The sequence below is a fragment of the Arthrobacter sp. AG367 genome, from assembly GCF_007828995.1.
GTDB lineage: Bacteria > Actinomycetota > Actinomycetes > Actinomycetales > Micrococcaceae > Arthrobacter.
In genome coordinates this window covers 54,256-69,577 of the sequence record NZ_VIVE01000001.1, presented here as the reverse complement: position 1 = coordinate 69,577, position 15,322 = coordinate 54,256, and the positions used below count along the sequence as shown (strand labels likewise).

Genomic DNA, 15,322 nt, shown 5'->3' with positions numbered 1-15,322 from the left:
TTGGGGTCAGGCACGCTTTCTGGAATTCTCTGGTTGGTTCTGTTTCCGCCTTGGCCGGGCCTTGAACTTCAGCATCCGTTTGGGCCGCATGGCCGGAGCCATCTGCTCCCGCGCCAGCGAGAGGACAACGCCCACGGCGCACAGTGACATCAGCAGCGCCGAGCCACCGTAGGAAATGAACGGCAGCGGCACGCCGATGACGGGCATCAAACCCGTGACCACGGACATGTTCACGGTTGCCTGGCCCAGCAGCCAGACCATGATGGTGCCGGCCAGGACCCGGTGGAACATGTCCTCCTGTGCCACCACCACGCGGTAGATGGCGGCACCCAGGATGGCAAAAAGGACCAGGACGACGACGGTCCCCACCAGGCCGAGTTCCTCGCCGATGATGGCGAAGATGAAGTCGTTGTGGGCTTCGGGGATCCAGCTGTACTTTTGCCGGCTCTGCCCCAGGCCCACACCCAGCCAGCCGCCGGAGGCAAGGCCGTACATGCCGTTGGTGGCCTGGTAGTTGGCGTCGATGCCGTCGGCGCAGGACTGGCCGGTCCACCACGAGGTGATGCGGCACATGCGGTTGGAGCTGGTGATGGCCATGACAGCGGTGCCGGCAGCAGCGATGATGCCGGCGATGCCGAAGAGGTAAAGCGGAACACCTGCGAAGAACAGTGCGGCGGCCATGATCATCATGATGATCATGGCGGTGCCGAGGTCGTTGCCCACCAGGATCAGCACGATGACGATGGCTGCCATGGGCACTGCGGGGACCAGCACGTGCTGCCACCGGCTGAGCAGTTTGCCCTTCCGGGCCAGCACCGTTGCCAGCCACAGCGCAAGGGCGAGTTTGGCCGCTTCGGAAGGCTGGAAGGTGATCCCGCCCAGGTCGATCCAGTTCCGGTTGCCGTTGACCTCGTCTCCCACCACCTGCACCAGGCCCAGGAGCAGCACGGCAACACCCACGGCGGGCCATGCGAGGCGCTTCAGCCAGACGACGTTGATCCGCGAGAGCACGAACATGGTGAAGATGCCGATCGCTGCGAAGACCCCCTGTTTCAGGGCGTCCCCGTAGGGGGACTTGCCGGCAGCGATGGACTCAACGCTGGAGGCGGAGAGGACCATCATGATCCCGATAGCCGTCAACGCAAGCGTGGCGCCGAGGATGAGGTAGTACGTGGAGCCGTTCCGGGACGTGCCTGTTCCCTCCAGCGCCGACCAGAACCGGCGGTAGAGGGTCCGCAGCTTCGCGCCCGCCGCAGCAGGCTGCCGGGTGGCCGTGGAGCCGGGGCGTGGCTTGCCACCCTGCGGCTTGCCACCCTTCGGCCGGGTGGGCGTGCTGACCATCGTTACTCCTCGCCGGTCTGGGCCTTCCCTTCCACCAGCTCGCGGACAGCGTCGATGAAAGTACCACCACGGTGAGCGTAGGAAGAGAACTGATCCATGGAAGCAGCTGCCGGCGCCATCAGCACGGTGTCGCCGGATTCGGCGAGCCGTGCCGCTGACGCAACGGCCCGGGACATCACCTGTTCTCCGTTGCCGGTGGAACCGGCGGAAGTGCCACCGGGCGCCGAAGCAGTCTGCACTCCTTCAGTCTCGCCTGCCCCCGGCTCGATCACCGGGACATCGGGCGCGTGTCGCCGGAGGGCCTCCCGGAGCTGGGAAGAGTCCGTTCCGATCAGTACCACGGCCTTGAGCCGGGCTGCGTGGTCCCTCACCAGGTCGTCGTAGCTCACGCCCTTGGAGAGGCCGCCGGCGATCCAGACCACGTTGCTGAAGGCCGACAGGGATGCGGACGCCGCATGCGGGTTGGTGGCTTTGGAGTCGTTGACCCAAAGGACGCCGTTCAGGCGGGCTACAGGCTGGATCCGGTGGTCGCCCGGGACATAGTCCAGGATGCCTTGGCGGACAGCCTTGGCGTCCACACCGTACGCGCGCACGAGGCCGGCGGCGGCCAGGGCATTGGCAACCATGTGGCGCGGAGCCAGCGGACCAAGGTCGGTCATTGAGGCCAGCTCGGCAGCGCTGTTCCTGCGTTCCTCAATGAACGCCCGGTCCACCAGTAGTCCTTCCACCACTCCGAGCATGCTGACCGCGGGAGTGACCGTCGTGAAGCCCACAGCGCGGCAACCCTCCACCACATCCGCGTTTTCCACCATGCGTTCGGTTTCCACCTGCTCCGCGTTATAGATGCAGGCCTTTTGGGTTCGCTCGTAGACCTTGGCCTTGTCGGCGAGATACGAGTCGTAGGAACCGTGCCAGTCCACGTGGTCTTCGGCCACATTGAGGCAGACGCTGGCTACCGGCGACACGGATTCCGCCCAGTGGAGCTGGAAACTGGAGAGTTCGACGGCGAAGACGTCGTACTCCACGGGGTCCCGCAGGGCATCGAGGATAGGGGTGCCGACGTTTCCCACCGCGATCGCCTTGAGCCCGGCGGCACGCAGCATCGATTCGGTGAGTCCAACCGTGGTGGTCTTGCCGTTGGTGCCCGTGATGGCAAGCCAGTCGGCCGTCTTCCGGCCTTCCCGGGTGCGCACCCGCCAGGCTAGTTCGACGTCGCCCCAGACGGGAATGTGTGCCCGGGCCGCGGCAGCCAGCAGGGCCTGGTCCGGGCGCCATCCGGGTGACGTCACGATCAGTTCGGGTAGTTCGCCGTCGATGCGGGGTATGTGGGTGACGGCGTCCGGTCCCAGCAGCACGTCGGCGGCGCCCACGATCTTTAGGGTGTCGGCATGGGCCCGGGCCGTGTCGCTGGTGGCAGCATCGACCACCACCACGCGTGCACCGAGTTCGATCAGCGTGTCTGCGGCGGCGAAGCCGGATACTCCGATGCCGGTCACGACCACGCGGAGGCCGGCCCAGTCGGAGTCCCAGGAGACAAGGTTTGCCAGGCGGGGGGAAACGGTCACAGCAGTACAACCCATTCAGCGTAGAAGATGCCAAGCCCGACAGCGACGAAGAGGCCGCCCAGGATCCAGAACCGGACCACGACGGTGACTTCGGCCCACCCCTTCAGCTCGAAGTGGTGCTGCAGCGGCGCCATCTTGAACACGCGTTTACCGCCGGTGGCTTTGAAGTAGCCCACCTGGATGATGACGGACAGGGTGATCAGCACGAAGAGGCCGCCCACAATGCCGAGCAGGAGCTCGGTCCGGGAAAGGATGGCAAAGCCGGCCACCGCTCCGCCAATAGCCAATGACCCGGTGTCGCCCATGAAGATCTTGGCCGGCGAGGTGTTCCACCACAGGAAGCCCACCAGGGCGGCGCTCAGGATCGCCGCCAGCAGGGCCAAATCAAGGGGATCCCGGACCAGGTAGCAGCCGCTGCCGGCTTCCCGGGGCGAGCCGCAGGCCTGGTTGCTCTGCCATATGCCCATGAGGGTATATGCACCGAACACCATGATCGAGGCTCCCGCGGCAAGGCCATCCAGGCCGTCCGTGAGGTTCACGCCATTGGTGGCGGCGGTGACGATCAGGTTGGACCAGATGACGAACAGGATGGCGCCGAGGACGGTTCCGCCGAAGGCGAGGTCGAGCCATGGCAGGTCGCGGACCAGCGAAATCTTCGTTGACGCCGGCGTCAGGCCCGCGCTGTTGGGGAAGTTCAACGCCAGGATGGCGAAGATGATGCCGACGGCTCCCTGGAGGATGAGCTTCGCCTTGGCGTTGAGGCCCAGGCTCCGCTGCCGCGAGATCTTGATGAAGTCGTCCAGGAATCCCACCAGGCCCATTCCGACCATGAGGAACAGCAGGATCAGTGCCGAAGCGGACGGCCCGGGCGAATCCGGGTTCATCATCAGCATGATGAGGTGCGTTAGCCCGTAGCTCAGCAGTACCGCGGCTACGACGACGGTTCCGCCCATGGTGGGCGTTCCACGCTTGGTGTGGTGCGACGTCGGGCCGTCGTCGCGGATGAACTGGCCGTAGCCGCGGTGCACCAGGAGGCGGATGAAAAGGGGGGTGCCCACCAGGGCGAAGAGCAGGGCCAGGCCTGCGCCGATCAGCAGAGCAATCACAGCAGAGTGCTCCTTTCGTCGGCAGGTGTCGGGGTTGGGGGTAATGCTATCCGATCGCCCAAATGGCGAAGCCCCACACTGTTGGAGGACTTGAACAGCACCAGGTCACCCGGCTGGAGTTCGGTGTCCAGGATGTCGTGGGCCTCCTCCACGGTTTCGGCAAAGAGGCATTCGTCGCCCCAGGACCCTTCCTGCACGGCGGAGACGTAGAGCGCCCGCGCCTCCCGGCCCACCACCAGCAGCCTGGAAATGTTGAGGCGCACCACTTGGGTGCCCACGGCGGTGTGCTCGCGGATGGAGTCATCCCCCAGTTCCAGCATGGCTCCGAGGACCGCCCAGGTGCGGCGGCCGCGGCCAAGGTCGGCCAGCGTGCGGAGGGCTGCGCGCATCGATTCGGGGTTGGCGTTGTAGGCGTCGTTGATCACGGTGACGCCGTCCGGCCGCTCCGTGCGTTCCATGCGCCAGCGGCTGGCGGCGGCCTGGCTGCTCAGCGAAGCTGCGATGTGGTCTGCCGGTACTCCGGCGGCCCATGCGGCAGCCGCGGCTGCCAGCAGGTTTCCAGTGTGGTGCGCTCCGATAAGCCGGCTGGCCACGTGGCGGGGAGCACCGCCGTCGGGCAGCTGCAGGTCGAATTCTGGGCTGCCGCCGGCGTTGGTGTCGGCATTCAGGGCCTGCACCTGGGCGTCCCGGTGTCCGTCGGCGGAGAAGCCGAGGACCTTGGCCGGGGTACGGCTGCGCATGGCGGCGACGCGTTCATCGTCGAGATTGATGATGGCGGTGCCGGCGGCGGAAAGGCCCTCAACCATCTCGCCCTTCGCCTGCGCTATGTTTTCCACGCCCCCGAACTCGCCGGCATGTGCAGTTCCGACTGCCAGGACCACTCCGATGTCCGGCTTGACCATCTCCGCGAGGTAGCGGATGTGGCCGATGCCCGTGGCTCCCATCTCGATGACAAGGTAGCGGGTGTCGGTGTCCGCCCGGAAGACGGTCAGCGGAACGCCCACCTCACCGTTGTAGGAGCCCTGCGGCGCCACGGTGTTGCCCTGTCCGGCCAGGATGCCGGCCAGCAGGTCCTTGGTGGTGGTCTTGCCGGCCGAACCGGTGATCCCCACGACGGTAAGCTGCTCCCCCCCTTCTGAGCGGGCGGAGCGGATCCGCCGGACGGCTTCGGCGGCAAGGGCGCCCATTGCCAGGACTGCATCCTCAACCACGACGGCCGGGTAGGCAGTGCCTTCCGGCGCCTCGACGGTGCGCTCGACGAGTGCCAGGACGGCGCCCGCTGCAAAGGCAGCGTCGATGAAGTCGTGGCCATCGGCGTTCTCGCCCGGCTTTGCGACGTACAGCGAACCGGGGGTGGCTTCGCGTGAATCCGTCACCACCGAGAGGGGCGTAATTCCGGGATCGGCGTCCAGGCGCCCGCTGGTGATTTCGGCGATTTCCGCCGCAGTAAATGCAATCATCTCGGTCTAGGACTCTATCCGGTCGTCGTGGAGAACGTTGAATCCCCTGGCTGTCAAGGCGCTGCGCAGCTCCACCCTGTCGTCCAGGGCGAGGTTCACACCCTTCACTTCCTGCCAGACCTCGTGGCCGCGGCCTGCCACCAGGATGGTGTCCTGCGGCCGCGCCAACGCTGCGGCGTGCCGGATGGCCTCGTCCCGCGGAAAGACCTCGAGGATGTCGGCCTGCAGGGATTCCTTTTCCACGGCTTCCCGGGCACCGGCGAGCACGTCGGCCCGGATGGCTGCTGCGTCTTCGTCGTGCGGGTCGTCATCGGTGATGATCACGGTGTCAGCAAGCCGGGCGGCAATGGCTCCCATGGCCGGCCGCTTGCCCTGGTCCCGTTGGCCTGTGGCGCCGAAGACGACGATCAGGCGGGAGTCCGGTTCCGGCGAGCGGACTGCCTCCAGGGCCCGCGCCAGGGCGTCGGTGTTGTGCGCGAAGTCCACCACGGCGGCGGGCTGCTCGGCGACCAGCTGCATCCGTCCCGGCACGGCCACGGTGAACGGGTCGCTGCTGTCCAGGGCGGCCTGGAGGTCGGGGACTTCCACCCCGGACGTGAGCACCATGAGTGTCGCCAGGGCCGCGTTGGCAACGTTGAAACTGCCGGGCAAACCGGTGTGGATGTTCAGGACGGCGCCGGCCGGCCCCGTCAGGGTGAAGTCGGTACCGAGCCCGCGCGGCGAGGCAGCGCTGACCGTCCAGTCCGCGGCGGCCTGGCCGCTGGTGCTGAGCGTGGTGACGGGCAGCTGGGTGGTGGCGGCCAGGCGCCGTCCCCACTCGTCGTCGACCGTCACCACGGCAGCCCGGGCGCGCCCCGGTGTGAAGAGTTCGGCTTTGGTGGCGAAGTAGCCGTCCATGGTGTGGTGCAGGTCCAGGTGGTCCTGGGTGAGGTTGGTGAATCCGGCGACGTCGAAGAGCAGGCCATCCACCCGCTGGTACGAGATGGCGTGGGAGGACACCTCCATGGCTGCGGTGTCGAGCCCGCGTTCGTGCATGAGGGCGAGGAGCCCGTGGACTTCGGGCGATTCCGGCGTGGTGAGGAGGCTGGGGATCGGCTCTGCGCCGGCCAGGATCTCGATGGTGCCGATCAGGCCCGGCTGGCGGCCCAGTGCACGCAGCAGGGAGGTGATGAAGTAGGTGGTGGTGGTCTTCCCGTTGGTCCCGGTGACGCCGAAAAGCTGCAGCGGGCGGCCGTCGCCGGACTGGCTCCGGTAAATCATGGCGGAGAGGGGGCCCACCTCGTTGCGCGGATTGTCGACGACGAGCACGGGCACGGGCGTGTCCGCGGACAGGGCAAGCAGGCGCGCCCCGGCCTCGTCCGTGAGGACGGCGGCAGCTCCGGCGCCGATGGCATCCGTGGCGAAGTCAGCCCCGTGCCTGCTTGCCCCGGGGAGGGCCACATACAGGTCGCCGGGCTCCACGGTGCGTGAGTTGATCGAGATGCCAGTGATTTCCACGTCGGCGGCAGGGGCGGGGACGGCTACGCCAACGGCCTGTCCGACGGCGGCCAGCGGCACGGCCGCTACGGCTGCAGGCCGGAAGCGGCCCGGCGTGTCGTCCCGGGCCGTGTCGTTGCCGGGCGTGGTGAACTCTGACAAGGGGATCTCCGATGGTGCTAGTGCGTGCCCGGCATGGTTCGCGCCGGGCACTGTGATGCGCTGGATGCTGCTGGTACTTCCGGCGTGGCGCAGCTGCTACTTGGCGTACTGCGGCATTCTGGCCGGCTGGCCGGTGGAAGGCTGGACGTTGTAGGTCCGCAGCGTCTGGCTCATGACGGACCGGAACACCGGTCCGTTGGTGATGCCGTAGATGCTGCCCTTCGGCCGCTGGAGCACCACCTCCACAATAAACCGGGGATCATCCATCGGCGCCATTCCCACGATGGAGGCCGTGTACCCGCAGTAGCCGGACTTGCCGTCGTCGCACGGTGATTCGGACGTGCCGGTCTTGGCCCCAACGCGGTAGCCGTCGATCCCGGCGTCCTTGATTTCGCCTTCGGTGACAGCGCTTTCAAGGATGTCCTGGACCTGTTGGGCCGTGCTTTCGGAGACAATCTGCCGCGACGGCTGGGCCGGCACTTTCTCCTCGGCGCCGTCGGGGGAAATGTAGGAATCGATCAGCCGCGGCTGCAGCATGACGCCGTTGTTCGCGATGCTCTGGTAGGCACGGACTGTCTGGAGGGTGGACTGCGAAACGCCCTGCCCGAACAGGACGGTGTACTGCTGGCGTCCGTCCCATTGGTCCGCCGGCGTGAGGATGCCCGATGCCGTAGCGGGAAGTCCGATGTCCGGTGCCTCGCCGATGCCGAACTTCTTCAGCCAGTCGTAGCGTTGTTCCTTGCTGAGCCGCTGTCCGGCCATAACCGTTCCGGTGTTCATGGAGTAACCGATGATGCCGGCCAGTGTCCGTTCCTCGGTGCCATGGGCAAACGCGTCGCTGAAGGTCTGGCCGTCCACGGTGTAGGTGGGTGGAATAGTGAAATGGTCCAGGGGGCTGGCGAGTCCCTCGTCGATGACGGCTGCAGCGGTCATCATCTTCTCCACCGAGCCGGGCTCATAGGCGGCCGTCACGGAACGGACGCCGCGGTCCTTGGCCGCCACCAGCCCCGGGTTGTTGGGGTCCGGGGAGTTGGTATCGGCCAGGGCCAGGAGGTTCCCGGTCTTGGCGTCCATCACAATGATGACGCCCCATTCGGCACTGAGTTTGTCCGCCTGGCTCTGGATGGCCTGCTGGGCAAAGTACTGAAGATCGGAATTGAGCGTGAGTTTGACGTCCTTGCCGTTTTGCGGCGGGGTCAGCTCGTCAAGACCCACCGGGATGCGGAGCCCGTCGGCACCGATCTCGAACAGGCGCTTGCCGTCTTTGCCCTTGAGCTGGTCGTCCTGGGTCTGCTCGATGCCTGCCTGGCCCGTGGTGCCGTCCTGGAGGAAGCCCACAACTCCCCCGGCCACGGCGCCGTTGGGGTAGACGCGTTTGCTGACGCCCTCGGCCACGATGCCGGGCACCTGGAGCTTGGAAATGCGGTCCTCGACGTCGGGCTTTACGTCCTTGGCCACAATGTAATAGGGCTGTTCCCCCGTCACTGCGTCACGGACCGCGTTTGAGTCCATGCCCAATGCCGCGGCAAGTTCTGAGATCGCCTGGTCGCGGCTGACGTCCACCAGTTTGTCGTGGCCGTCGGCCTGGGGCTCGAGGCGTTTGTAGGCGTCCGTTTTGGTGTTGACGCGCTGGTCCACCACGATGTTGTACCGGATCACGCTGTTGGCAAGAACGGTGCCGCGTGAGTCCAGGATGCTGCCGCGCTCGGCCGGAAGGATCGCCGAGGTCATCCGGCTGTTCAGTGCCGCTTCGGCCATGCCGCCGACGTCAAGCCCCTGGACCAGGAAGAGCTTCCCGCCCACCACCAGCAGGAGCGTGAGCATGACGCCCAGTCCCAGTCGCAAGCGCTTGGTGGCGTTGGGTTCCTTGCTTTTTCCTGCTTTGCCGGTCGTCTCCGCCACCGTGATATTCCTTGCTGCTCGACGCTGCTGCCTGACCTGCCTGCTGGCCTACTGTCCGGGGACCTTCTGCTGGGGCGCCGGAACAGAGCCGCCGTGAAGCTCGGGCGCCGGAGTTGCCGCGGCAGCCGCAGCGGCTGCGGCAGCCTGCGCGGCAGCGGCCTGGGCAGCAGGGGCCTGGGCAGCGCCGGCGGAGGGAGCGGCGGCAGAGGGAGCGGCGGCAGGAGCCTTGCCGGTATCTGCCGTCCTGGCCTTGTCCGCCGTGTCACCCTTGGAGGCAGGCGGCACAATAAGCTGTCCGGCCACCGCCGGCGATGGGATAACGGCTCCCGCTGCTGCGCCCTTGACCGCAGGCGTGGCCTTTCCTGTCACTGACAGCGTGGACAGGTCGATCTGGCCCTTGACGGTGGAGGCCACCATTCCCAGTTCGGTGGCCTTGGCCGCCAGGTTCTGCGGGGCCTCGAAGTTCTGCACCTGCTGGGTGAGGTCCTGGTTCGTCTTGGTCAGCGTGCTCTGCTTGGCACGCAGTTCCACCAGCTGGTACTGGGCGGTGGACACCGAGATATTCAGGACCAGCACCGCCATCAACGCCACTGCGAGCATGGCAAAGCAAAGGACGACGAACGGCGCCCGGCGTTTCCGCGGCGCAGTGCGGACCACGGAAAGCGGGGTGCGGCCCTTCCGTCCACCGGCGGGGTCGGCCGCGCGCCGGGTGTCGGCCGCCGAACTGCCTGAGACAACGGGAAAGTTCTTGACGGCGGCGGTGCTCATGCAGCTCTCCTGGCTCTGATTCGTTCTGCCGCGCGGAGCCTGGCGGAGGCAGCGCGCGGATTTTCGGCGATTTCGACGGCGGTGGGCACCTCGGTGCCTTTGGTCAGGGTCTTGAGTTCGGGCTTGTGTTCTTCCAGCTCAACGGGGAAGCCAAGGGGAGCGGAAGACTTGGAGCGGGCCTGGAGAACGCCTTTGACGATTTTGTCCTCCAGGGAGTGGTAGGACATGACCACGATGCGGCCCCCGAGAGCCAGCGAGGCCACGGCGGCGGGGACGGCACGCTCCAGGACGTCGAGTTCCTCGTTGACCTCGATCCTGAGGGCCTGGAAGGTCCGCTTGGCAGGATGTCCACCGGACTTCGCTGCAGAAGCGGGAACCACGGAACGGATCTGCTCCACCAGTTCGCCGGTGGTGGTGAACGGTTTGATGGCCCGTGCCGCGACGATCCTGTTGGCAATCCGTCCGGCGAACTTTTCCTCGCCCCATTTGCGGATAATCCGGACCAGGTCCTCTTCGCTGTAGGTATTGACCACGTCCGCCGCGGTCTGGCCCCGGCTGGTGTCCATGCGCATGTCCAGGGGCGCGTCAAATGAGTAGGCGAAACCGCGTTCACGCTCATCCAGCTGCAGGGAGGAAACACCCAGGTCCATCAGGATCCCGTGCACTTCCGCCACACCGAGGTCCTCCAGGACGTCCTGGATCTCGTCGTACACCGCGTGGACCAGGTCGATCCGGGCGGCGAACGGAGCCAGCCGCTCCCCCGCCAGGGAGAGTGCTTCCTCGTCACGGTCAATGCCGATGAGGTGGAGGTCGGGAAACCGCTGGAGCATCGCCTCGGAATGACCGCCCATGCCAAGGGTGGCGTCCACCGCGATGGGGGTTTCGCCGCGGAGCCTTGCTGCTTCGAATCCCGGTGCCAGCAAATTGATGCACCGGTCGCGAAGGACCGGCACATGGCGTTCGGACGTGGGCTTGGGTTGATCGGTCATGCCTGGTCCTTTCCCGCCGTCGTTGTCACCTGCTGCTTCTGGGACCAGATCCCCATCCGCGCCTACCGTTTCGCCCGCCTGGCTCCGGGGAAGGTGAGCCAGGTTGGCAGCCGGTGGGCCGGCTGGAGATCTCATCCAAGAAGCCACCTGCCGCCCCGCTCCGGAATTCAGAGAATGCCCGGAATGGGATCGTCAGTTTCGGAAAAGGCTGTTTCCTTCTCCGCAAGGTATTCATTCCAAGCCTGGGCGTCCCAGATCTCGGCGCGGGTACCGGCGCCGATGACGGCAAGTTCCCTTCCGAGTCCTGCATACTCCCGGAGCGCCGGTGGAATGGTCACGCGCCCCTGCTTGTCAGGTACCTCGTCAGAGGCTCCAGAGAGAAATACGCGGATATAGTCACGTGCCTGCTTGGAGGAGATTGGCGCCTCCCGCATTTGCTCGTGGACCCGTGCAAATTCCTTCTCGCTGAAGACGTAGATGCAACGTTCCTGGCCCCTCGTGAGCACCAGGCCGCTGGCAAGCTCCTCGCGGAACTTGGCGGGGAGAATGATCCGTCCCTTTTCATCCAGACGCGGCGAGTGTGTGCCCAGAAACACTGGCCCACCGCCTGTCCGTAGTCAGGAACTGCACATCCCCTAATGTTGCAACCACCCTCTTATGTCCTCCACATTACTCCACTTTCCACCACAGTCAACGCGAAACTGCCATGTGAGCAGGTAATTTGTGGGAAATGGCCCTTGAAATGGCGCGGAATCCAGGCCGTGGTGGAAAGTGGAGGACTTTTTGCTCAGGGCGGGGCGAACTGGAGTCCCAGGGCCGCCCGGACGGCGGAATTGCCGTTAAACACGAAAAGACCCGCCGCAGCGGGTCTTTTCGTGCAGTCCCCCTCCTCGAGGGGGAGAGAAATGGAGGAGCCTGGTACCCGGAGGTCCCGGCTGTTTAGGGTTCACCCCTGCGGCGCTCGTCCCAGCGCTCTTCGAGGTTGCTCATGAAAGAACTGCGCTGCTTGCCCGGTTTTCCGCCGCCGGCCTTTGACGCGGCCGTCCCGCGGGAACTGCGCATGGTGGCGAAGTACACCCCACCGCCCATCACCACGAAGCCCAGGACGCCGACAAAGATGTTCTGGAGGGTGACCCCCACCAGTAGCAGGAAGACGCCGGCAAGTGCGCAAAGGACCCCAATAACCACATGCCTCGTGGACCAGGAACGTCCCGGGTCCGAACCCATTGAGTTCGCGAACTTCGGGTCGTCCTCGTGAAGCTGCTTCTCAAGCTGCTCAAGCAGCTTCTGTTCGTGCTCCGACAGCGGCATCACGACCTCCTTTTGTAGGCCAACGTCCGGGCTGATCCCAGCCACTACTTCTACTTCCCTTGAAACGCCTGCTGTTGCTGGAAAGTTCCCGCCTGGCCGACAGTGGCCAGAACAGGAACGCAGCACGCGTACGCGGGAGCGGGAGCATGTCCAAGAGGGTCCGGCAGTAAGTCCATTCACTCGAAAACTATGTATCTATAAGGATAGATTGTTGAGGGCTGATCTGAAAGACGGCAATGACTTTGCCGGACCCCTCCGGCGGGCACTCAGGCGGGGCGCTGGGAACTGTCTCCCGGCCGGCTTTCGTGCTCCATCAGGCGGGCCGGCAGGACGGATTTGCTGCCGAATTTGCGCGTCACCTCGTCCAGCGCCTGCTCGGCTGCCCGCCAGTTGTCATCCCTGCGGTCGATGCTCAGCTGGAGCGAGGTCCTTGCAGCTTCCTCCAGCTGCTCAGCCCTTACTCCCACCAGCCGCACAGCCATGGCCCGGGTCCCGAGCGACTCCAGGAGCTGGATGACCACTGCGTAGATCAGCTGGGCACTGTCCACCGGAGTCTGGACTGTCCTGCTGCGCGTGATGGTGGAAAAGTCGGCGAAGCGCAGCTTCAGCGCCACGGTCCGGGCAACCATTCCGGAGCTCCGCAGGCGCGCGGCGGTGCGGTGGGAGAGCCGCAGCAGTTCCCGGCGAAGGAGGGCGTCATCGGCGGTGTCCACGGCGAAGGTCTCTTCGGCGCCGATGCTCTTTTCCAGCCGCACCGGGGTAACGGGACGGCGATCGATGCCCCAGGCAAGCTGGTGCACGTGCTCCCCCGTTGCCCCCAGTACCTTCTTCAAGGACGACACCGGCGTCGCCGCCACGTCCGCCACCGTCCTGATTCCCATCTTGGCAAGCACCTCTCCGGTCTTGGCGCCGACGCCCCAAAGGGCGCCCACCGGAAGGCTGTGAAGATAGGGCACGGTTTCGTCCGGCCCGATGAGCAGCAGGCCGTCGGGCTTGCAGCGGGTTGAAGCGATCTTCGCCACGAACTTGGTTTCCGCAATTCCCACGGATGCAGTAATGCCCAGTTCCGCTGCCACGCGCCGCCGGATGAGCTCGCCGATTCCCCTGGGCGGGCCCAGCCGCCGCAGCGCCCCCGTGACGTCCAGGAAGGCCTCGTCAACGCTGAGCGGCTCCACAAGCCCGGTGATGGATTCGAAGATGGCCATCAGTTGCCCGGACACCTCGTAGTACAGCTTGTGCCGGGGTTCAATGACCACCGCCTGCGGACACATGCGCATGGCCACGGCCATGGGCATCGCCGACTTCACACCGAAGGCGCGGGCCTCGTATGACCCTGAGAGGACCACCGAGCGTTCCCCGGGGAAGCCAACAATGACGGGCTTGCCCCGGAGCTCGGGGCGCGTCCGGAGTTCCACTGAAACAAAGAAAGCGTCCATGTCCACGTGCATGATGCACGAGGGCCGGCGGCCCGGAGGGCGCGCGGCGGTTGGCTGGTTCGTACCTGCGGGCCCCACGGATCCCATCCTATCGGTTCACCGGAGACTGCAGGTTTGTCAGGGCGGCAGGGGAGGCTGGCTAAACTGGAGGCTGGTTCCGCCAACAACACCAGGAGGAAAGTCTCTGTGACGGCTATTGGAAACTTCAAGCCAGCTGGCCTGGCCGCGCTTGCCGCCATCGGGGCACTTACCCTGGCGGCATGCCAGACCCCGTCCGGCCAGGCAGAGCCGTCCCGGTCCGCATCCGTCGCCGCGACCCAATCCACTGTGACCGCCTCCCTCAGCCCCTCGGCGTCGCCCAACACGTCCGCAACCGTGGGCGCCGTCGTGGCGGGCTTCCCCCAGCAACTCCTGCCCCTGATGCCGGGGGCAACAGTGGTGTCCAGCAGCTTTGACAAGGCCTCAGCGCCCGCCACTGCAGCCCTCGTGGGTACTGTCACGGCGCCCACTGCCTCCGTGATGGACTTTTATTCCAAGGCTTTGGAAGGCCAGGGCTTCAAGGCCGTTCCCGGGGACAAGGTGGGCGCGGTGGCTTCCAAGGATTTCGTCCGCGGTGACAACGAGACCGTGAACCTCTCCGTGGTGGAAGCCGCCGGTGTTTCCACTTTCACCATCGGGGCCAACGTGGCAGCTGAGTCAGCCAAGTGACGGCCGCGGAGCAGTTGAGGAATGAACAGGCTGATTTTGTGGCGGGAGTTGCCGGCGAGCTGACCAGCTTCCTGACCGCACGCCAGTCGGTGATGTCCGGCATTTCCCCGGACATCGAGCCCATCATGGGTTCCATCTCGAATTTGGTGACCGGCGGAAAACGCCTCCGCGCCCTGATGTGCTACTGGGGATGGCGGGGTGCAGGCGGCGAGGCCGGATCAGGCCAGGTGGTCACGGCCGGCGCAGCCCTCGAGCTGTTCCAGGCTGCCGCCCTGATCCACGACGACATCATCGACCGTTCGGACACCCGGCGGGGCGGTCCCAGCGTGCACCGCCGCTTCAGCCAGCTGCACACATCGCAGGGCTGGGCGCTGGACAGCGAACGGTTTGGGCAGGCCGCAGCGATCCTTGCCGGCGACCTTTGCCTGTCCTTCAGCGAGGAGGCGTTCACCGACATCGGCGAGCCGGCCGCGTCGGGCAGCAGGGCCAGGCTCATCTTCAACCTCATGCGCGCCGAGGTCATGGCCGGACAGTACCTGGACATCCTGGAGGAAGTGGCCGGACCGGTCCGGGACCGCGCCGGTGCCGTTGGCAGGGCGCAATCGATCATCCGGTTCAAGAGTGCCAAGTACTCCACCGAGCACCCCTTGGCGTTGGGCGGAGCTTTGGCCGGAGCGTCCAATGACCTGCTCCGCGGCTATTCAGCGTTCGCCCTCCCGCTGGGCGAGGCCTTCCAGCTCCGCGATGACGTCCTGGGCGTGTTCGGGGATCCGCTGACCACAGGCAAGCCGGCCGGCGATGATTTGCGTGAAGGGAAGCGGACCGTTCTGGTGGCCCTCGCCCTGGACCAGGCTTCGCCGGAAGAGTCCGCGTTCATCGATGCCAGCCTGGGCAGGCCCGATCTGTCCGAATCCGACATCGTCGAAATTCGACGGATTATCGAGGATTCCGGCGCGCTGCAGGCCACGGAAGTCCTTATCAATGAATTCGGCGCGGCAGCATTCGATGCCCTTGACGGGCTTCCGTTGGACGAGCTGCCCAAGACCGCCCTTCGGAAGCTGGCTGAAGCTACCGTCAGCCGAGCCTCCTGAAAGCGGC

The 15,322-nt window shown here is 65.9% G+C and carries 13 protein-coding genes; 2 read left to right on the top strand and 11 right to left on the bottom strand.

The features are described 5' to 3' along the window. Nucleotides 1-6: 6 nt before the first annotated feature. The 11 genes from ftsW to dinB form a co-directional block, all read right to left on the bottom strand. Nucleotides 7-1,341 carry a putative lipid II flippase FtsW gene (ftsW, locus tag FB478_RS00305; protein WP_144599597.1) on the bottom strand — a complete coding sequence of 445 codons (1,335 nt, stop codon included), beginning with the start codon at nt 1,339-1,341 and terminating at the stop codon, nt 7-9. A 2-nt stretch (nt 1,342-1,343) separates the two neighbouring features. Then, nucleotides 1,344-2,921 carry a UDP-N-acetylmuramoyl-L-alanine--D-glutamate ligase gene (murD, locus tag FB478_RS00300; protein ID WP_186447701.1) on the bottom strand — a complete coding sequence of 526 codons (1,578 nt, stop codon included), beginning with the start codon at nt 2,919-2,921 and terminating at the stop codon, nt 1,344-1,346. Beyond that, nucleotides 2,903-4,012 (bottom strand): phospho-N-acetylmuramoyl-pentapeptide-transferase, encoded by a 1,110-nt coding sequence (mraY, locus tag FB478_RS00295; RefSeq protein WP_018771517.1) that lies wholly within the window; start codon nt 4,010-4,012, stop codon nt 2,903-2,905. The genes murD and mraY overlap by 19 nt, the downstream gene beginning before the upstream one ends. Beyond that, complete coding sequence (murF, locus tag FB478_RS00290; protein WP_056389752.1) at nt 4,009-5,472, bottom strand: UDP-N-acetylmuramoyl-tripeptide--D-alanyl-D-alanine ligase; 1,464 nt, start codon at nt 5,470-5,472, stop codon at nt 4,009-4,011. The genes mraY and murF overlap by 4 nt, the downstream gene beginning before the upstream one ends. Before the next feature lie 6 nt (nt 5,473-5,478). Continuing rightward, nucleotides 5,479-7,110 carry a UDP-N-acetylmuramoyl-L-alanyl-D-glutamate--2,6-diaminopimelate ligase gene (locus tag FB478_RS00285; RefSeq protein WP_056389750.1) on the bottom strand — a complete coding sequence of 544 codons (1,632 nt, stop codon included), beginning with the start codon at nt 7,108-7,110 and terminating at the stop codon, nt 5,479-5,481. Nucleotides 7,111-7,206: 96 nt separating this feature from the next. Beyond that, nucleotides 7,207-9,012: a penicillin-binding protein 2 gene (locus FB478_RS00280; RefSeq protein ID WP_018771514.1), complete on the bottom strand. Its 1,806-nt coding sequence runs from the start codon at nt 9,010-9,012 to the stop codon at nt 7,207-7,209. Between the two features lie 48 nt (nt 9,013-9,060). Beyond that, nucleotides 9,061-9,780, bottom strand: coding sequence for a hypothetical protein (locus FB478_RS00275; protein WP_056389747.1), 720 nt, complete (start codon nt 9,778-9,780; stop codon nt 9,061-9,063). Then, a complete protein-coding gene (gene rsmH, locus FB478_RS00270; RefSeq protein ID WP_056389746.1) occupies nt 9,777-10,769 on the bottom strand; it encodes a 16S rRNA (cytosine(1402)-N(4))-methyltransferase RsmH in 993 nt (330 codons plus the stop codon). Before rsmH ends, FB478_RS00275 begins: the two co-directional genes overlap by 4 nt. 167 nt (nt 10,770-10,936) lie before the next feature. Then, nucleotides 10,937-11,365, bottom strand: coding sequence for a division/cell wall cluster transcriptional repressor MraZ (gene mraZ / locus FB478_RS00265; protein ID WP_018763545.1), 429 nt, complete (start codon nt 11,363-11,365; stop codon nt 10,937-10,939). Between the two features lie 343 nt (nt 11,366-11,708). Then, entirely contained in the window at nt 11,709-12,080 is a 372-nt protein-coding gene (locus FB478_RS00260; protein ID WP_018771511.1) for a DUF3040 domain-containing protein, read from the bottom strand. A 266-nt stretch (nt 12,081-12,346) separates the two neighbouring features. After that, a complete protein-coding gene (gene dinB / locus FB478_RS00255) occupies nt 12,347-13,603 on the bottom strand; it encodes a DNA polymerase IV (RefSeq protein WP_051081447.1) in 1,257 nt (418 codons plus the stop codon). Between the two features lie 99 nt (nt 13,604-13,702). Here dinB and FB478_RS00250 point away from each other — a divergent pair, with 99 nt between their 5' ends. Together FB478_RS00250 and FB478_RS00245 are read left to right on the top strand one after the other, a co-directional pair. Next, nucleotides 13,703-14,224 carry a hypothetical protein gene (locus FB478_RS00250; RefSeq protein WP_056389741.1) on the top strand — a complete coding sequence of 174 codons (522 nt, stop codon included), beginning with the start codon at nt 13,703-13,705 and terminating at the stop codon, nt 14,222-14,224. After that, nucleotides 14,221-15,315: a polyprenyl synthetase family protein gene (locus FB478_RS00245; RefSeq protein WP_056389738.1), complete on the top strand. Its 1,095-nt coding sequence runs from the start codon at nt 14,221-14,223 to the stop codon at nt 15,313-15,315. Before FB478_RS00250 ends, FB478_RS00245 begins: the two co-directional genes overlap by 4 nt. Nucleotides 15,316-15,322 lie beyond the last annotated feature (7 nt).